General features: G+C 74.2%; 16 protein-coding genes and 1 pseudogene. 3 read left to right on the top strand and 14 right to left on the bottom strand.

Annotation, left to right across the window (positions count from 1 at the left end; genetic code table 11):
* Positions 1-85: 85 nt before the first annotated feature.
* A complete protein-coding gene (locus tag AC3CH1_RS34250; RefSeq protein ID WP_488466429.1) occupies positions 86-1120 on the top strand; it encodes a PRC and DUF2382 domain-containing protein in 1035 nt (344 codons plus the stop codon).
* 453 nt (positions 1121-1573) lie between these two features.
* On the opposite strand, the gene AC3CH1_RS34245 is transcribed toward AC3CH1_RS34250, so the two are convergent.
* The 9 genes from AC3CH1_RS34245 to AC3CH1_RS34205 all read right to left on the bottom strand — a co-directional run bounded on the left by AC3CH1_RS34245 (position 1574) and on the right by AC3CH1_RS34205 (position 11847).
* Positions 1574-2797, bottom strand: a complete 1224-nt coding sequence (locus tag AC3CH1_RS34245) for a beta-ketoacyl-[acyl-carrier-protein] synthase family protein (RefSeq protein ID WP_488466428.1) — start codon at positions 2795-2797, stop codon at positions 1574-1576.
* Complete coding sequence (locus AC3CH1_RS34240; protein ID WP_018956640.1) at positions 2794-3069, bottom strand: acyl carrier protein; 276 nt, start codon at positions 3067-3069, stop codon at positions 2794-2796. The genes AC3CH1_RS34245 and AC3CH1_RS34240 overlap by 4 nt, the downstream gene beginning before the upstream one ends.
* A gap of 105 nt (positions 3070-3174) precedes the next feature.
* Positions 3175-5184, bottom strand: a complete 2010-nt coding sequence (locus AC3CH1_RS34235; RefSeq protein WP_488466808.1) for an acyl-CoA dehydrogenase family protein — start codon at positions 5182-5184, stop codon at positions 3175-3177.
* A 73-nt stretch (positions 5185-5257) separates the two neighbouring features.
* Positions 5258-6514 (bottom strand): beta-ketoacyl-[acyl-carrier-protein] synthase family protein, encoded by a 1257-nt coding sequence (locus AC3CH1_RS34230; RefSeq protein ID WP_488466427.1) that lies wholly within the window; start codon positions 6512-6514, stop codon positions 5258-5260.
* Positions 6498-7598 (bottom strand): beta-ketoacyl-ACP synthase 3, encoded by a 1101-nt coding sequence (locus tag AC3CH1_RS34225; protein ID WP_488466426.1) that lies wholly within the window; start codon positions 7596-7598, stop codon positions 6498-6500. Before AC3CH1_RS34225 ends, AC3CH1_RS34230 begins: the two co-directional genes overlap by 17 nt.
* 115 nt (positions 7599-7713) lie before the next feature.
* Positions 7714-8646, bottom strand: coding sequence for a carbohydrate kinase family protein (locus tag AC3CH1_RS34220; protein ID WP_488466425.1), 933 nt, complete (start codon positions 8644-8646; stop codon positions 7714-7716).
* Positions 8630-10099, bottom strand: coding sequence for an MFS transporter (locus tag AC3CH1_RS34215; RefSeq protein WP_488466424.1), 1470 nt, complete (start codon positions 10097-10099; stop codon positions 8630-8632). Before AC3CH1_RS34215 ends, AC3CH1_RS34220 begins: the two co-directional genes overlap by 17 nt.
* On the bottom strand, positions 10096-10749 hold the full coding sequence (locus AC3CH1_RS34210; RefSeq protein WP_488466423.1) for a helix-turn-helix domain-containing protein: 654 nt from the start codon (positions 10747-10749) through the stop codon (positions 10096-10098). Before AC3CH1_RS34210 ends, AC3CH1_RS34215 begins: the two co-directional genes overlap by 4 nt.
* Before the next feature lie 225 nt (positions 10750-10974).
* On the bottom strand, positions 10975-11847 hold the full coding sequence (locus tag AC3CH1_RS34205) for an ABC transporter substrate-binding protein (RefSeq protein ID WP_488466422.1): 873 nt from the start codon (positions 11845-11847) through the stop codon (positions 10975-10977).
* 226 nt (positions 11848-12073) lie between these two features.
* Between AC3CH1_RS34205 and AC3CH1_RS34200 the strand changes: the two genes are divergently transcribed.
* Positions 12074-12922 carry a M12 family metallo-peptidase gene (locus AC3CH1_RS34200; protein ID WP_488466421.1) on the top strand — a complete coding sequence of 283 codons (849 nt, stop codon included), beginning with the start codon at positions 12074-12076 and terminating at the stop codon, positions 12920-12922.
* Positions 12923-12992: 70 nt separating this feature from the next.
* On the opposite strand, the gene AC3CH1_RS34195 is transcribed toward AC3CH1_RS34200, so the two are convergent.
* Positions 12993-13598 (bottom strand): TetR-like C-terminal domain-containing protein, encoded by a 606-nt coding sequence (locus AC3CH1_RS34195; protein ID WP_488466420.1) that lies wholly within the window; start codon positions 13596-13598, stop codon positions 12993-12995.
* A 106-nt stretch (positions 13599-13704) separates the two neighbouring features.
* Between AC3CH1_RS34195 and AC3CH1_RS34190 the strand changes: the two genes are divergently transcribed.
* Positions 13705-14715, top strand: a complete 1011-nt coding sequence (locus AC3CH1_RS34190; protein ID WP_488466419.1) for a zinc-binding dehydrogenase — start codon at positions 13705-13707, stop codon at positions 14713-14715.
* On the opposite strand, the gene AC3CH1_RS34185 is transcribed toward AC3CH1_RS34190, so the two are convergent.
* The 4 genes and pseudogenes from AC3CH1_RS34185 to AC3CH1_RS34170 form a co-directional block, all read right to left on the bottom strand.
* Positions 14693-15622 carry a YihY/virulence factor BrkB family protein gene (locus AC3CH1_RS34185; RefSeq protein WP_488466418.1) on the bottom strand — a complete coding sequence of 310 codons (930 nt, stop codon included), beginning with the start codon at positions 15620-15622 and terminating at the stop codon, positions 14693-14695. The two genes, AC3CH1_RS34190 and AC3CH1_RS34185, sit on opposite strands and share 23 nt — an antisense overlap.
* 172 nt (positions 15623-15794) lie before the next feature.
* On the bottom strand, positions 15795-16112 hold the full coding sequence (locus AC3CH1_RS34180) for a cupin domain-containing protein (protein ID WP_488466417.1): 318 nt from the start codon (positions 16110-16112) through the stop codon (positions 15795-15797).
* A 44-nt stretch (positions 16113-16156) separates the two neighbouring features.
* A pseudogene (locus AC3CH1_RS34175) lies at positions 16157-16488 on the bottom strand (substrate-binding domain-containing protein); the annotation flags it as partial.
* A 208-nt stretch (positions 16489-16696) separates the two neighbouring features.
* Positions 16697-17887, bottom strand: coding sequence for a S8 family peptidase (locus AC3CH1_RS34170; RefSeq protein WP_488466416.1), 1191 nt, complete (start codon positions 17885-17887; stop codon positions 16697-16699).
* Positions 17888-17899: the final 12 nt, after the last annotated feature.

Below are 17899 nucleotides of genomic sequence, written 5' to 3'. Positions count from 1 at the left end.
CCATGCGGGTGAGGCGCGATGGAATCCGGACGCGCCACCTCTGGTGGAGCCACCCACAGGGCGTGCCCGAGAGGAGGAATCGGTTATGGGAGCCGCTGACGGTTTCACGGATTCCGGAGAACTCGACGGTCTGACCGTGTACGACAACGACGGCGAGAAGGTCGGCAGTGTGGGCCGGGTGTACGTCGACGACGACACCGGCAAGCCCGACTGGGTCACGGTCAAGACCGGTCTGTTCGGCATGAAGGAGAGCTTCGTCCCCCTCGCCGGAGCCCGTCGGGTGGGCTCCGACCTGCACGTCGCGCATCCGAAGGACATCGTCAAGGACGCACCGCGCGTGGACGCCGACGCACACCTCTCCGTGGCCGAGGAGGAGGAGCTGTACCGGCACTACGGCCTGACCAGGAAGTCCGGCAACCTCGGTGACAGCCGTTCGCCGGGCATGGACGCGCCGACCGTCGCCGGGACCGGTGCGATGGGTGCGGCGGGCGCGGCCAGTGGGACCGGAACGGCCCCCGGCGCCAAGGCGACCGGGAAGGCGACCACGGCGGGCACGAGCGCCGGGATGGCCGGCGCGGGAACGACGGGAGCGGGCATGGCAGGAGCAGGCAGCGATACGGGCAGGCACCGCAACACGGACGCCTCCGGCAAGGCGCGCCCGATGGCGGGCGCAGGCGCGGGCACGTCCCGGTCGGCCGACATGAGCGGCCGCGAGGAGATGATCTGCTCCGAGGAGCAGCTGCACGTCGGCAAGGAGGAGTACGAGAGCGGCAGGGCACGGCTGCACAAGTACGTGGTGACCGAGGAGGTCACCCGGACCGTGCCGGTCTCCCACGAAGAGGTCCGCGTGGTCCGCGAACCGCTGCAGCCCGGCGAGAAGACCACCGGGACCACGGACTTCGGCGAGCAGGACGTCGAGGTGACCCTGCACGCGGAGCGCGCCACCGTGCGCAAGGAGGCCGTGCCGGTGGAGCGGGTCCGGCTGGAGACCAACCGGGTCACCGAACAGAAGGAGGTCTCCGCCGAGGTCCGCAAGGAGAAGATCGACTACGCGGACGGCACCGAGATGGGCAAGGGCAAGGACGCCGGAGGCGAGTTCGGCCAGGGGCGACGCCGCTGACCGGCACCTCCTCAGGTGGCCACACGGCCGCTCCCACGTCCTCGGCCGCCGGGCGGGCTCGTTCCACGGGTCCGCCCGGCGGGCTGTCCGGCGCGCCGTCCGCGCTCAGCGGCGTGGCGGGAACCGTACCGAGGGGCGCCCGCCGGGCCCGCCCGGGGCGACGACCGCCCTGACCTCGGTGTACCAGGACTGCCGCGTGGTCGTCGAGCCCGGTGGCAAGCTGTCACGCGTCCTCCGGCAGGTCGGAGGTGGTGCGGCGGACGGCTGTGCGCGGGACCGGTGCGGCGCGGGGCCGGTGCGGCGCGGGGCCGGTGCGGCGCGGGGCCGGTGCGGCGCGGGATCGACCCGCCGCACCGGCCCGGTGAAGTCCGCCCTGGGGTCGAACCCGCCTGGGGCCGATCACCCCTTGGCTTACGGAGCCCGGGTTGCGGGGCCTTGGTCACGGGGCCTGGGTCACGGAGCCTGGAGGGCGATCACCGCGTTCTGGCCGCCGAAGCCGAAGGAGTGGCTGACAGCCCGTCGTACGGGCACCTCGCGCGGGGCCTTGGTGACGCAGTCGATGTCGAACCCGGGCTCGGGGGCGTCCAGGTTCGCGATCGGGGGGACCACTCCGTGCTGGAGCGTCAGGATCGTCAGGCCCGCTTCGATGGCGCCGGCCGCCCCCATGCAGTGGCCCAGCACGCCCTTGGGAGCGGTGACGGGCGGCCGGTGCGGGTAGGACCGGCTGATGAGGGCGGCCTCGGTGGCGTCGTTGAGGGGGGTCGACGTCCCGTGCGCGTTGACGTGGTCGACGTCCTCGGCACGCCAGCCCGCGTCGCACAGCGCGGCGTCGACGGCCGCCCCCGCGACCTCCCCGGACGGGTGGGGGCTGGTGGGGTGATGGGCGTCGGTGGTGGCGCCCGCGCCCGCGATCAGCGCCCGGGGAACGGCTCCTCTGGCACGGGCGTCCGCCGCCCGCTCCAGGACCATGATGGCCGCGCCCTCGCCCATGACGATGCCGGCCCGGTCCGCCGCGAAGGGCCGGCAGAGGCGGGCGGGGTCGCCGTCCCGCAGCGCTGCCGCGCCGGAGCGGGCGAAGCCGGTCATGGCGACCGGGAACACGATCGACTCGGTGGCCCCGGCGATGGCGATGTCGCACTGGCCCAGCGTCAGCATGTCCCGGGCCACCGACAGCGCGGTCACCCCGGACGAACAGGCCGTGCACGGGGCCAGGCTGGGGCCGGTGGCCCTCATCCGGATGGCGATCTCGGCCGCGGGCATGTTCGGGATGGTCAGCAGGATGCCCGAGGGCGAGGTGGCCCCGGGGCCCCGCCGCTCCAGGGCGACGGCCTGCTCGGTGAGTCCGGCGGATCCTCCGCTGCTCGTGCCGACGACGACGGCGACCCGGGCGCCGTCCCAGCGCTCGGGGTCCAGCCCGGCGTCGGCGACCGCCTCCCGGGCGGCCAGGAGGGCGAACTTGACGTACCGGCCCATCCGGAACGCGGTCCGGCCGCCGACCGCGTCGTCGAGGTCGATGCCGGTGACCGTACAGGCGAAGTCGACTTCGCAGCCCAGTAGTTCGGGGACGGTGCGGGCGGGCGACGCGCCCGCGCAGACTCCGTCCCAGGTGGTGTCGGTGGTGTGGCCGACCGGGGTGATCATGCCCAGCCCGGTGACGGCGATGGCGGGTCGCTTCATCGGGTGTTGCTCACCGGCACCGTCGCCTCGGCCGCCGCGCTGCCGACGGCCGCGTCGATGTACGCGGAGATGTCGGCCAGCGTGGCGTCCTTGTACAGCTTCTCCGAGTCCGCGTCGACGCCCAGGGTCTCCTTGATGACGACGGCGAACTCGGCGACCGCGAGGGAGTCCATCTCCAGGCTGTCCATCGTGGACTCCGGCAGGATCTCAGCGGCGGGCACCTTGAACGTCGCGGTCAGCACCTCGGTGATCTTGGGGTGGATGGTCTTCATGGTGGTTCCTCTCATCGGCGTCTCATCGGCTTGGCTTCGTCCCGCGCGGCGGGTGCGTGAACGCGACGGCCCGCCGCCCGATGTAACTGGATGACGATCTTCCGGTTACGCCTTCGGGCGAACCGATTCGTCTACGCTCACCTGCGGCTTCTCGAACCATCGGGAGAGCATGGAGGCGGTTCCCCAGTACGCCAGCAGGACCCCGCGCGTACCGAGCGCCGCCACCTTCTCGCGCAGCGGGCGCCGCCTGCTGCCGCAGACGGGCCGCCGGAACTCCGCCGCGCGGCCCCGGATTCCCGCCCTGCGACCCCGGTGCCAGGGCCCCTCGGGGTCGTCGTACACGTCCGCGTAGCCGGGTCCGGCGATCGGCCAGTCCGACATCAGTCGCTCGGGGAGCGCGAAGGACTCCACCAGGGCGGGCGTGTGCTCGGCCACGACGGCGACCGCGTCCTCCACCGCGTCGGGCAGAAAGGTGACCTGATCGGCGGTCAGCCGTCCGGACGCGAGCAGGGCACCGCTGTTGCGGGCGATCCACCGGAGCGCGAAGAGCCTGCGCAGCTCGGACAGCCGTTCGCGCGCCGCGCCCTCGGGCAGGGAGTCGACGGCCTCGGCGTACGCTTCGTCCGCCTGCCGGTAGGCGTGCGCCTCGACGCCGCGCAGCGCGGCCGACGAGGCGGCGTTCCAGCGGGCGAGCGGGTCGCCTGGCGGGGCGGCGGCCATCCGCTCGCGGGAACGGGCGAACCAGAGGTCCTCCACCGCCGCGAACAGTCGGCCGAGGAAGGCGGGGTCGTCCGTGTCACCGGGGCCGTCCGGGGCCGGTTCCGGGGCAGTGGCACTGAACAGCATCTCGGCGGCGGCCTTGGCGTGCACGGCGAGGTTGTCGCCCTCGGCGGTGATCACACCCTCGATGCCGGTGAACAGCTCGGTCATGCCGTTGTTCTCCAGGAGCCCCTGGGCGCCGCACCGTTCGCGGCACTCGACGATGACGGCGCGCGCCTGCCAGGTGATCCACCCCTTGGCGACGGCCACCAGGCGCTCCGCCTCGTCCCGGTCGGTCTCCGGCGCCGACTCCCAGCGGTCCAGGGCCCTGCGGTGGAGCAGGCTCATCGCGTAGACGGTCGCCATCGCGCCGGCCAGCGGCCCGTGATGGGTGCGGTGCGCGTACACCGGGATCCGCCGCGCGGCGCGTGCTCCGGAGATCATCCGGTGGCCGGCGTACCGGACGGCGATGGCCAGGGTGACCCGGGCGGAGCCGACCGCGCAGGCGCTCATGGAGATCTTGCCGGGGGTGACCCGGCCGATGGAGACGAGGAACCGCCTTCTGCGGTTCGGGACTTCGCTGCGGAAGCGCCCCTCGTCGTCGATCCGTCCCTGCTGTCCGGCGAGCAGCGCGTCGCGCCCCACGAAACGGCGGTCGAAAGAGGTCAGGCAGTGGTCGACCGGGGAGCCCATCCGGGCGGGCAGCCGCCGCACCCGGACACCGGGCAGGGCGCGATGGGCGTCGGTGAGCGGGACGAGGAAGAGGAAGACCCCGTGGTCGGCGCCGTCGACGAGCAGCCGGGCCGCGACCAGACCGGACTTGGGGCCTCCGGCGGGGCTGGTGTTGGGCATGAACTTCTGCGCCCCGGCGTGCGGGGTGTGCAGCACGAAACCGTCGCGTTCCCGGTCGTACGTCGCGGTCGTCTCGACGGCCGCCGCGTCGTTGCCGTGCACCACCTCCGTACAGAGGAACGTGCCCACGCGCCGCAGGGCGAGGAAGTCCGACAAGTCGCGGCGTGTGCCCGCGTCGTGGTCGAGGAGGCTGCCGAGGAAGAGGTTGTAGTGGACGCCCGCCACGGTGGTCAGCGCCGGGTCGACGGGGCCGATCCACTCGTGCAGGGCTGCCAGCGCCCGGGGGTCGGCGGCGAGTCTCGCGCCGCTGTCGAGCGCGTTGTTGAGGATCCGCAGCCGGTGGTAGGAGAGGGCGAGTCGTTCGTCGGGGGTGCCACCACCAGGGCGGCGAAACGGCTCCGTTGTGAGCAGTCGGCGCCAGAACCCGTGCTCCTGACGGAAGTTCGGTCCGAAGAGCACCGCGGTGAGCAGGTCGTTCGTGGACGGCGGGGCCGCGTCGTTCATGATTACGGTCACAACAAAGTAACGATCAAGGAACGGCGAGGACACCCTCGCCGTCCCGAAATGCCCCTGTGGATCACGCGCGTTGGAAGGCGAGGGCGACGTTGTGGCCGCCGAAGCCGAAGGAGTGGCTCACGGCCGTCTCGACCCGCTGCTGACGGGGCTCCTTCGTCACGCAGTCGAGTGGGAAGGCGTCGGGGAGCGCGTCGAGGTTGGCGATCGGCGGGATGGCGGCCCGTTCCAGCGTCAGGACGGTGGCCACCGCCTCGATCGCGCCCGCCGCCGCCAGGGTGTGCCCGACGACTCCCTTGGGCGCGGTCACCGGTGGGCGGTGCGGGAAGAGCCGGGAGATGAGGGTGGTCTCCATGGCGTCGTTGAGGGGTGTGGAGGTGCCGTGGGCGTTGATGTGGTCGACGTCGGACGGGGCCCAGCCCGCCTGGTCCAGCGCCGCCTGGACCGCCCGCTGGGCGCCGTACCCGTCGGGGGCCGGGGCGGTGGGGTGGTAGGCGTCCGTGCTGGACCCGGCCCCGGCGAGCAGGGCGCGCGGGCGGCCACCCCGGGCGCGGGCTCCCGTCTCGCGCTCCAGGACGAGCATGGCGGCGCCCTCGCCGATGACGAAGCCGTCCCGGTCGGCGGCGAACGGGCGGGACGCGCCGGCCGGGTCGTCGGTGCGGGTGGAGAGCGCGCCCATCCGGGCGAAGGCGGTGACCACCAGCGGGGTCAGCACCGACTCCGCGCCGCCCGCGACCACCACGTCGCAGCTGCCGCCGAGCAGCAGGTCGCGGGCGACGGCGACGGCGGTGGCCCCGGAGGCGCAGGCGGTGACGGGGGCGAGGCTGGGGCCGCCCGCCTTCAGCGCGATGGCGACCTCGCCCGCCGCCGCGTTGGGGATCATCATCGGTACGAGCAGCGGGGAGACCGCCTCGGGGCCCGAGGCCGCCAGCTTGGCCGCGTTGTCCACCAGGACGGAGACGCCGCCGACGCCGACGCCGAGGACCACCCCGACCCGGCTGCCGTCCCACCGTGCCGGGTCGAGGCCGGCGTCGGCGACGGCCTGCCGGGCGGCCACCAGTGCCAGCTTCACGAACCGGGCCATCCGCCACACCGACCGGCCGCCCACCGCCGCGTCCAGGTCGATGCCGTCGACCGGGCAGGCGAAGTCGACCGGCAGACCGGCCAGTTCCTCGCACCGCCTGGCGGTGGAGTGCCCGGAGCACAGCCTCTCCCAGAAGCTGTGCTCGTCCGCCCCTGCGGGTGTCACCAGGCCGACCCCCGTCACCGCGATGGCGGTGCCGGCTCCGGCCTCGGTGCCCTGATCAGCGGGGAGCGACATGCTGTGTTCCTTCCGTAGAATCCGTGGAAATGGTCCCCGGGGTCCCCGGCCAGCGAAGTGCCGCCGAACCCCAGGTCAGTCCGCCCCCGAAGGCGGTGAGCAGCACCCGGTCGCCGGAGCGGAGGCGGCCTCGGCCCGCCGCGTCGGCCAGGGCCAGCGGGATGGAGGCGGCGCCGGTGTTGCCGACCCGCTCCACATGGGTGACGCAGCGCTGCGGCGCGATGCCGACCCGCTCCGCGACGGCGTGCAGGATCCGGGCGTTGGCCTGGTGCGGCACGAAGCGGTCGACCTCGGCCGGGTCCCAGCCGACCCGGTCCAGGAGCGTCCGGCAGGAGCCGGTCATCCGCTCGACGGCGTGCTGGTAGACGGTGCCGCCCTGCATGCGGAAGAACCCGTCGTCCGGGGCCGGCGGCTTTCCGCTCGCCCGTGCGCGGGCCCCGCCGCCGGGGACGGTGATCAGGTCGTAGCCCGTGCCGTCGCTGCCCAGGTCGAACGCCAGCAGTTCCCCGGGATCGCCCCAGCGCCCCGCCGCCACCAGGGCGGCGCCCGCCCCGTCGCCGAAGACGACGCCCGCCGAGCGGTCGGCCGGATCCAGCCAGGTCGAGTAGACGTCCGCGCCGACCAGCAGGACCCGGTCGTAGAGGCCCGAGGCGACCAACCCGTGGCAGACGGCGAGTCCGTACACGAAGCCGCTGCACACGGCGGCGATGTCCAGGGCCGGTACGGTGCCGAGCCCGAGCCGGGCCGCCAGCGCGGGGGCGGTGCCCGGACAGAGGTGGTCGGGGGTGGCGGTGGCGAGGACCACCGCGTCCACCTCCCCCGCCGCCGGGTCGCGGGCCAGCAGCCGGGAGGCCGCCTCGTAGGCGAGGTCCCCGGTGGCGACGCCCGGTCCGGCGCGGTGCCTGCTGCCGATGCCGGTACGGCGGCGGACCCAGGCGTCGTCGACCTCCCAGTCCGCGGGGAGCCGGTCGTTGCCGACCGGCTCCCCCGGCACCCACCCCGCCACGCTCTCCAGCACCGCCGTGCGCGCCCCGGCCCCTAAGACGCCCGCCTGCTTCCCCGGCTCCGTACCGCTGTCGGCCACCCGTCGCCTCGCCACCCGTCGCCCCGATCCCGTTGTCGTACTGCATCCGGTTGACGAACGGCGGAACGTCTCACGAGGATGCGTTCGACTGCGCCGAACGGGTCATGACGCGGCGTCAGGTGTTGACGAGCGCCTCTCGGAGCTCGTCCGCGCCGGGCGGGTTGGCGCCGGCCCGGGAGACGGTCACGGCGGCCGAGGCGACCGCGTGGCGCAGGACGTCGGTGACGGTGCCCCGGTCCACGGCATGCAGCCGGTCGCGAGCGGCGAAGCCGAGGAGGCCGTGCGCGGCCATGGCGTGGAGCGTCCCCGACATGAACGCGTCGCCCGCGCCGACGGTGTCGACGACGTCGACCGGCAGCGCTTCGGCGACGGCACGGCCGTCGGCGAACAGGGCGAACGCGCCGGCCCCGCCCCGGGTGACGAGGACGAGCCCGGGGCCGGCGGCGAGCCACCGCTCGGCCACCTGCTCCGCGTGCTCGTCCGGGTACAGCCACCGCAGGTCCTCGTCGCTGGCCTTCACCACGTCGCTCAGCGCGACGCAGCGCTCGACACGAGCCAGCGCCCGGGCGCGCTCGCCCATCAACTCGGGCCGCACGTTGGGGTCGTAGCTGATGGTCGCACCGGCCCGCAGGGATTCCACGGCGGCCAGAACCGTCGCGGCCCCGGGCTCGACGACGGCCGCGATCGAGCCCGTGTGCACATGCCGCGGCACCCGGTCGAGCTCGACCGGGCCCAGGGCCCAGCCCACCTCGAAGGCGTACGTGGCGTGCCCGTGGTCGTCGAGGGTGACGGCCGCCGACGGGGTGGGGCCGGCGGCGGCGTCGGTGCGGACCTCGACCCCGGCGGCGGTCAGGTGGTCCCGGATGAGCCGCCCGTGGGCGTCCGGTCCCAGCTGGGTGAGGAGGGTGGTGTCGTGGCCGAGGCGAGCCAGGCCGTACGCGACGTTCGCGGGGCTGCCGCCCGGGTGGACCCGGTCGGGCTCCTCCGGCAGCCGGACGACGTCGGCAACGCATTCGCCGATGACCAGCGGATCAAAGCGGTCGAGCATGGGGGCGGGCCTCCTGGGTTGCCGTGTCGGGGAGTTGTCCGGCGGTGCCGCCGCTCGCCGGGGCGGCGACCGGCGTCGAAAGGGGTGTGTTCTCCGGGGGAAGCTCGTCGTTTCCGCGCCGATCCGGCCGGAGGAACGGCTTCGTGGGGGCGGCCCGGCGGAGCCAGAGGAGGGCTCCGGCCAGCACGACCGCGGCGGCCAGCAGCCAGGGCAGCGGGCCCGGCGGCAGGGTACCGGCGGCCAGTCCGGCGCCGGCGGCGACCAGTTGCAGGGAGAGCGACTGGACGGAGAGGGCGGTGGCCCGGCCCGAGGCGTCGACGCGGCGGTGCAGCAGGTCGTTCTCGTTGGGGCCCGCGGCCCCGAGACCCAGATACACCAGTCCGTAGCCGGTGACGGCGGCCGCCGTGGCGAGAGGGCTCATCGAGTGCGTGGTGAGGCCGAGGAGGGTCAGCCCGAGCGTCACCACCCCGAGGCTGACGAGCACCGCGCGCTCACTGCTTCCGGCGAACCGGGCCACGAGCGGGGCGAGTTGGCTCCCCAGGGCGGAGCAGAGGAATCCGGCGCAGGCGAGCCCCGCGAAGACCATGGCCCCGGATTCGGCCGTCCCCATGAGGGCGGCGGCCCGGCCCGGGGTGAGCAGCTCCATGGCTGCGAGCGCGGCGCCTGCGGCGCTCGCGGTCAGCAGGATGCGCCGGATCAGGGCGTCCCGGGCGCCGAGCCTGAGCCCGGCTGCGATGGCGGCGGGCACCCCGCCCACGACCCCTCGCACACCCGCCCGGGGCCGGGTCGGTTCGGTCAGGGCGCTCAGCACGTAGAGCACGAAGACGACCTCGACCAACGCGCCGAGCAGGGCGGGCACGGAGAGCAGGATCACGAGCCCGCCGGTCGCGTCGGCCAGCCACTCCGCCAGGCCGGGGGCGAGGCCGAGCAGCCAGGGCAGCCCGCCGCCGAGCAGGGTGCCGAGCGCGAGGGCGGCAGAGGTGGCGGAGCCGCCGCGCGCCAGCCCCGTACGCAGATCGGCGCCGGGTCCCGCGTGGGCGTGGACGGTGTCGACGTACCAGGCCTCGGCGGGGCCGCTGGACAGGGCGCGGGCCAGGCCCATCAGCCCCATGCCGAGAGCGATGGCCCAGCCCGCCGCACCGAGGCCGATGAGGGTGAAGGCGGCCAGGTTGAGCAGCCCGGCGATGGCCAGGACGGGGCGTCGTCCGATGACGTCGGAGAGGCCGCCGGTGGGCAGTTCCATCGCGGCGGCCGTGAGGGAGTGCACGGCGTAGAAGCCGGCGATGGCGGCGAGGCCCATGCCCCGTTCGGTGAAGAGGAGCACTCCCGTCGCGATGGACATGCCGATGGGGAGCCAGAAGAGGAAGGAGACCGTGACGAACCGTCGGCGCGCGGTCGTCTCGTCCGGGCCGCGCCCCGCTCCGGGGACGGCGACGACCGGCGCGCCGGTCATGAGGCGTCCCCGGCAGCGGGGGCGTCGGGTCCGGCGGGGGCGTCCGCGTCTCCCTGACCGCCCACCGGCTCCGGGGCCAGCGGCAGCCCGGCGGTGAAGAGGACGACCTGCTCGGCACGAGGGTTATCGGCGTCGCGGGCGGTCAGTTCGTCCGTCTTCGTCTGGATCGCCTCCCACAACTCGGCCAGAGACTCGGGTGTCAGCCGGGGCATCGTGTCGCTGACGCCCGACGGCCCCTGCCACTCCTGACCCAGCCTGCCGCTCTCCAGGTCCGCCTCGTGGCGGTCCAGCGACCGCTGGAGGTGCTCGAACTGGCGGCGGTGCAGGACGCTGAGGATCGTGCTGCCGCCGGGGCTGCGGTGCATCGCCTCGTTGCTCCAGGAGGTCATGCTGTGGACGGACTTCCAGCGCCGCTCCCGGCTGTCGCGGTGTTCGGCCTCGGCGACGAACCCGTATCTGGCGAGCACCCTCAGGTGGTAGCTGGTGGAGGCCGAGGACTCCCCCGTCCTGGCCGCGAGCTCGCTGGCGGTGGCCGGGCCGTGCTGCCGCAGCAGTCCGAGCAGGGTGAGGCGCAAGGGGTGGGTGAGGGCCTTCAGGGCGGCCCCGTCCTGCGCCGGATCGAGTACGCGACGACCGTCTTCGCTGTCCATGACTTCAGCGTAGGACGACAGGAGCACTTTCCCAAAGTATTTTTGCAGAATGTTTTTGGGAACCTGGCGGGCTCCCGGAGCGAGGTCCGTCAGGCCCCGGGGCTTGGCGCAACGCCATGGACCCGTCTCCCCCTCCACCGGGGCCGGGCGCGCGCCCCCGCCCACCCCTGACGAGCGGCGGCCGCGAGAGCCACGGCATCCGCCGCCCGGTGACAGTGCTCCTCCTCAGCTCGCCCGCGCCGCCTCCAGGGCGTCCGCGACCAGGCCCAGGAACCGGGCGTGGTCGCGGGGCCCGTAGAGGGGCTCGGGGTTCCACGGGACGACGGGTGTCGGCGCGCCCCCGCTCCCCCGCAGCTCCTCCAACGGGGCCGCGTGGGCGCGGATGTCGGTCAGGATCACCTCGGGGCGCAGCGCGAAGGCGCCGGAGCGGTCGAGCGTGGACCAGTTGGCCCCCGGGCCCTCGGCCGGCTCCACGACCTGGACGCCCAGTTCGGTGAGCACGCGCAGCTCGGGCCACATCCCGGGGCGCGCGACATGCGCCTGGTCCGGGCCGGCCGGGGAGAGGGCGAGCACCCGCGGCGCTTCGGCGGACGTGGCGGCGACCACGGAGCGCAGCCGCTCGCGGGCGGCGTCCAGTTCCCGGTCGGCGTCCGGCCGGGCCGTGGCGCCGAGCGAGCGGGCCAGTTCGGTGAACCGCCCGCCGATCTCATCGAACGTACGGGCCTGGCTGACGTCGAGGACGACCACCGGAACCCTCTCCTCCAGGGGCTTGGCCGTCTCGGGGGGCAGGCCGTAGACGTGGCCGCCGCCGTAGCTGACGGCCACCACGAGGTCCGGCCCGGTGCTCAGCAGCCGTTCGACGTCCAGGGCCGCTCCCGCCCCGACGTACGCGACCTCGCCCAGCGGCAGGGTCCCGGTCTTCGCCGTGTCGGGGTCGGGTCCGTCGTGGTCGGAGCCGAAGATCCCCACCGGGCGGATCCCGAGGTCCCACAGGGTGGCGCCGGCCTGGACGTAGGCCAGCACCCGCCCGGGCGGCCGGGGTGCCGTCGACTGCTGACCCCGGTCATCGGAGAACCGCCATTCGCTCTGCTCCGTCACGTCACACACGCCCCTCTGCCGCCGACTGCCGTTCCATTCGTACGAGTTCGCACACGTGTACCTGCCCACCTCCTCGCTGCCACACCCCTCCGGCCAGGGAACAAACGGCCGTCAACCGGTTTCGGGCACGGCGGGCGACCGCCGTCACGGAAGTGTTAGAAAGAAGAAACCCTCAGTCATCGGGCGGCGCCCCGGCCGGCCCTCTTCCGGACGGAGCCGACTCCTCATGCGTGTGACCCTTTTGAAGGCAGCCCTGGCCGTCGGCGTCGGCGCATCGCTCTGTGCGGCCTCGGCGGACGCCCCGGCCACGACCGTGGCCGCGACGCGCCCGGCGGCGGGAGCGGCGAGGGCGGCGGAATGTGCCGTGGTCGACGTGCTGACCGTCTACACGCCCAAGGCGGCGAAACGGGCCGGCGGCGAGCACCGGGTTCCCTCTTCGGCCCAGGAGATCGCGTCACGGATGAACCGGTCCCTGGCGGCGGGCGGGCTCTGCGGCGCCATCCGGGTCGTCCACCCGTACACGGCGAACGGTTTCGAGGGCCCGGAGGAGTTCCGCGCCGCGCACGCCATCCTCAAGGACCACTCGGTGGGGCTCGGACGCCAGGTGCACGAGCAGCGGGCGCGGTACGGCGCCGATCTGGTCACGCTCGTCGTGGACCGGGAGGAGCGGGGCGGCGGCACCGCGGACTACACGCCCGTGCTCGACGGCTCCACGGACGAGTACGCCTACGCGGTCGTCGAGGTCGACGGCATCCGCCTGGATTCGGCGAGCCACGAGATCGGCCACAATCTGGGCCTGGCCCACGACCGCACGACACTGGCGGGCAACACGGACGGTTCGATGAGCGTGAGCCGCAACCGTCCGTACAACACCGGCTGGATCACCGAGGACGGCAATCACTACACGATCATGGCGTACCGCTCCGCGTGCGGGGACCACTGCCGGCGGATCAGCCGGTTCTCCAGCGCGACGGAGACATGGAAGGGCCACCGACTGGGTGACGCGGTCAACGACGGCGTACGGGTGCTGCGCGAGACGATGCCGATCGTCGCCGGATACCGCGACAGGCGCTGACACCCGGCAGCCCCCGGGGTCTCGCCGCGCACCCGGACACTCCCGGGTGCGTGACGCCTCACGGGGTGCGTCAGCCGTTGGCGCCGCGCCGGTCGCGGGGGCGCGCGCCGTCGAGCGTCAGGTCCACGATCCGGCGCGCGAGCCCCCTGTCCAGCGGCGCCCCGCTCAGCAGGACCCGGGCGAACAACGGCCCGGCCAGGATCTCGGCCACCAGCCGGGCGTCGGTGTCCGGGGCCAGTTCGCCGCGCTCGACACCGCGTCGCACGATGTCCTCGCCCCGCTTCAGCCGGGCGTCCCGGTACGGCAGGCGTTCCGCCTCGACGGACCCCGCGTCGGGGGAGGCGTCGAGGTGGAGCAGGGCCGCGCCCTGCGGCGAGGCGAGCCAGTCCGAGACCGCCGACATGAACTGGGCCAGGTCCTGGCGCACGTCCCCCGTGTCGGGCGCGGGCAGCGCCTCGTCGGCGTGCGAGCCGAGGGCGTCGAGCAGCAGGTTCTCGCGGGTCTTCCACCGTCGGTACACGGAGGTCTCGTGCACTCCCGCCGCCCTGGCCACGGCGGCGACCGTGGTGCCGGTGAGTCCTTCCGATGCGAGCAGGCCGACGGTGGCCGCCAGGACGGCCTGCCGCATGCGTTCGCCCCGGCGGCGCAGCGGGGCGGGGCTCTTCTCGGTGGTCACCCCGGAACCGTATCGCAAGTCTACTTGCTTTACCGGCAGGCCGGGCCTACGTTGCCAAGCAAGGCGACTTGCGACAGGCCGCCGATCCGAACCGTAAGGACCCGTCATGGAACGCATGCGCGCAGCGCGTCTGCACCTGCCCAGCCGCACCCTCGCCCTGGAGGAGGTGGACCGGCCCGTGCCCGGTCCGGGCGAAGTGCTGGTGAAGGTCGAGGCGGCGGGGGTCTGCCTCTCCGATGTGCACCTCGTCGACGGCACGCTGAGCCCGCTGTATCTGGAGGGGGACACGGTCACCCTGGGCCACGAGGTGGCCGGGACGGTGGCGGAGCCAGGTCCGGACGTCACCGGATGGGCGGCCGGCACCAGGGTGGTGCTCCAGGCGGGCGAGCAGCGCCGGGGCCGGACGCACACCCGTGGCGTCGACTACGACGGCGGCTGGGCCGAGTACGCCCTCGCCACCGCGTCGACCCTCGTCGCCCTGCCCGACGCCCTCCCCTTCGAGCAGGCCGCGATCATCCCGGACGCGGTCTCGACGCCCTGGGCGGCGGTGACCGCCACCGGCGACGTCCGGGCGGCGGAGGCCGTGGGCGTCTGGGGCGCGGGCGGGCTCGGTGCGCACGCCGTGCAGTTGCTGCGAGCGGTGGGCGCGCATCCGGTCGTCGCGGTGGACCCCGCTCCGGCGGCCCGGCGGCGGGCCCTGGAGTTCGGGGCCGACCTGGCGCTGGACCCCGCCGATCCGCTGTTGCGCGAGAAGGTGCTCGGGGCGACGGGCGGCGTGGGCCTGGAGGCGGCGTTCGATTTCGCCGGGGTCCCCGCGGCCCGCGAACAGGCGCTGACCACGCTGGCCCCGAAGGGACGGCTGGTACTGGTGGGGTTGACCGACCAGCCGCTGACCGTCGCCCACCCCACCCTGTTCAGCTACCTCCAGCACCGCATCCTGGGCCACTACGGCTCGGAGGGACACCACGTGACGCAGCTCGTCCGGCTCACCGAGGGCGGGCGGCTGGACTTCTCCCGGTCGATCACCGACATCGTGCCCCTGGAGGACGCGGTGGCAGCAGTGCGACGGACGGAGACCAAGGAGGGCGACCCGGTCAGGATCGTTCTGCGGCCGTGACGGGCTCCCCGGCGTGGGCGCCGGTCTCCCGCTCCGGCTCGGGTCGCCGCAGCTCCACGTTGAACTGGGCGCCGGCCAGCAGCGAGAGGTTGGCGAACCAGACCCAGATGAGGAAGACGACGAGCCCGGCGAGCGATCCGTACAGCCTGCTGTAGCTGCCGACCTGGGTCGCGTAGAGAGCGAACAGCGCCGACGCGGTGAGCCAGCAGAACGCGGCGAGGATCCCGCCGGGCAGGCCCCGGCGGACACCGCGCGCGGAGCGGGGCCCGGTACTGAAGAGGACCATGATCAGGCAGGCCACGAGAAGGACCAGCAGCGGCCACTTCAGCGCCGCCCACAGGGTCTCCCCCTCGTGCGGCAGGCCGATGCGGCGGCCCAGCCAGCGGGCCACCGGGCCGGTCATGACGATGGCGAAGGCGCTGGTCATCAGCAGGAGGAGCAGGCCGATCGCGGAGACGACGATGATGTGCGCCTGTCGCAGGGGCGGGCGCGTGTCCCGGACGCCGTGCATGGCGTGCATCGCCCGGCGGAAGACCGCGAGGTAGCTGCACGCGGACCACACGGCGCTCACGGACCCGGTGGCGACGAGCAGCCAGACGGCGGAGCGTTGTTCTGTCGCCGCCTCCAAGGGCCTGCGCAGCGCCTCGCCGGACTCGGCCGGCGCGAACGCGGTGATGTCGGCGATCAGGGCGCCGGTCGCGTCGGGGTTGGCCAGTCCGATCACGGAGACGGTGGCCAGGAGCGCCGGGAGCAGGGCGAGGATGGCGTAGTACGTCAGGGCGGCGGCCCAGTCGGTGATGTCGTCGTTCCACAGCGAGACCGGTGTACGCCGCAGGGCGGCGCCCCAGCGGCGGGGCAGGGCGGCGGGGGCGGAGCTTTCCGCGGCGGACGCGGTCTGGGTGGACAAGCTGGTACTCCGGGGACGTGGGCGGACGCGGCGGGCGGCGTGACCTGTCCGTCTCCGGACACGGCTGCTCCGCTCGATCCTCTCCTGCCACGTCGCGGCCGAAGCACACCTCGCCCCGGCCGGTACCGCGCGCCCCGGCCGGGGCCAGGCGTTGAACTGACCCCGGCCGGGGTCAGTCGTTGACGGCCGTGAGCAGGACCACGGCGTCCTGGAGCGCCAGCAGTCCATGCCGCTCCTGCGGGATCGGGTGCAGGCTCCCGGACGGCAGGTCGGCGTCGCCGGAGGCGGCGGTGAGGCGGACGCTGCCGCGCAGGACGAGGAGCGAGGCCGCGGGCGGCGCGTTGTGCTCGTCGAGCGCCGTCCCCTCGGTGAGGGCGATCACCGTCTGCCGCAAGGGGGGCTGCTGGAGCAGGAGGTGGGCGCTGCGGCCGTGCGCGGAGGCGCGGGCGGCGGTCAGGTGTTCCTCGGCGAGTGCGTTGAGGTCGTCCATGTGCCCACTGTGCCGCAGCCGCGACGGCACCGCGATCCGCGGGATCAGCGGGGCGCCTTCGCCGGGGAGCCCCGTACCCCCGGCTCCGGCTCGAACAGCAGCTCGTCCGGGGGGCCGCCCCGCCCCGGATACCCGCGCAGAGCAGTTCGACGGCGGCCCGGCCCATGGCCTCGACGGGCCGGCGGATCGTGGTGAGCGGGGGGGTGTCGGTGCAGTTCATGAACGCCCAGTCGTCGTAGCCGGCGACCGAGATCTCCGACGGCGCCCCGAGGCCGCGCCTGCGGGCCGCCCGCACCGCGCCGAGGGCCAGGGGGTCGCCGGCGCGGATGAGGCCGGCGACTCCGCGCTGAATCAGCCGGGAGGCCGCGGCCTCCCCGGCTCCGGAGCCGCTGTCGGCGGTGGACACCTCGGCTGGACGTCCGCGACGCGCTCGGAGGCCGGGAGGGTCACCGTGTTGCCGGACGCCGGACGCCGGACTGAAGGCGTAATCCTTGGCGGCCCCGGGTCGGGAAGCGGGTTCCGTCGCGCGGTCACCGCTCCCCCGCCCCGCGGACGAGCCGTCCTTCCGGCCGTCCGACGGATCGTCAGAGGCCGCCGGTGTACAGCAGCAGGTCGGGCGAGCCCTGACCGAGAGCGGAGAGCACGTCCGGGGTGGCCGAGTCCGTCAGCCACTGCGAGACGGCGGCGGGAGACGCCGAGGGGTTCTTTTCCTTGTAGAGCGCCGCGACGCCCGCGACGTGCGGGCTGGCCATGGAGGTGCCGTTCAGCGAGACGGTGCCGCCGCCGAGGCGGGCGGAGACGATGTCGGCGCCGGGGGCGTAGAGCGCGAGGCAGGAGCCCCAGTTGCTGAAGGAGGTCTCCCGGTCCTGCCGGTCGCTCGCCCCGACGGTGAGCACACCGTCGGCGGCGGCCGGGGAGACGTCACAGGCGTCCCGGTTGTCGTTGCCCGCGGCCACGACGGGCAGCACGCCCGCGTCGGCGACCGCCTCGACCGCCGCGTCGACCGCAGTGGAGCGGTCGCCGCCGAGCGAGGCGTTCAGCACGGCGGGGACACCGCTGCGCTCGGCGTCCTTGGCGACCCAGTCGAACCCGGCGAGGATGCCGGCCCAGGTGCCCCGGCCCTCACAGTTCAGGACGCGTACGTTGACCAGCGAGGCGTCCTTCGCCACTCCGGACGTCGCGCCGCCGACCGTGCCCGCCACGTGCGTACCGTGTCCGTTGCAGTCCATGCCGGCGCGGCCGTCCCCGACGGCGTCGTACCCGCTCGCGACCCGGCCGCCGAATTCGCTGTGCGAGGCGTCGATCCCGGTGTCGACGACGTACGCCTTCACCCCTTTGCCGGTGGCCGTGGTGGTGAAGGTGTCGTCCAGCGGCAGGGCGCGCTGGTCGATGCGGTCGGTGCCCCAGCCGGCCGCGGGGGCCCGCAGCAGGTTCGCGGCGGTGGGCGCGGGGACGGTCACCTCGGCGTTCTCCTCGACGGCGAGGACGCCGGGAACGGTCCGGACCGCTTGGAGTTCGGTGGCGGTGAGCGTGGCGGCGAAGCCGTGCAGAGCGTTTCCGTAACGGAACAACGGGTCGAGCCCGAACTCCCGCAGGACGGTGTCCGGCGAGAGTTCGGGCTTCAGGGTGACGATGTACTGGCCGGGCACGGCCCGGGTGGACTGCTCCACCAGAACCCCTTCCGGTCCGCTGTCGGCCGAGGCCGGGGCGGGTGCGCCGATCAGCGGTGCGATCAGCAGCAGGGCGGCCGTGGCCCATCGGGCGGGCAGGCGCATGCGTTCTCCTAG

This window comes from Streptomyces sp. MGP-P1 (assembly GCF_057766565.1).
This window is presented reverse-complemented; position numbering and strand designations above follow the sequence as displayed.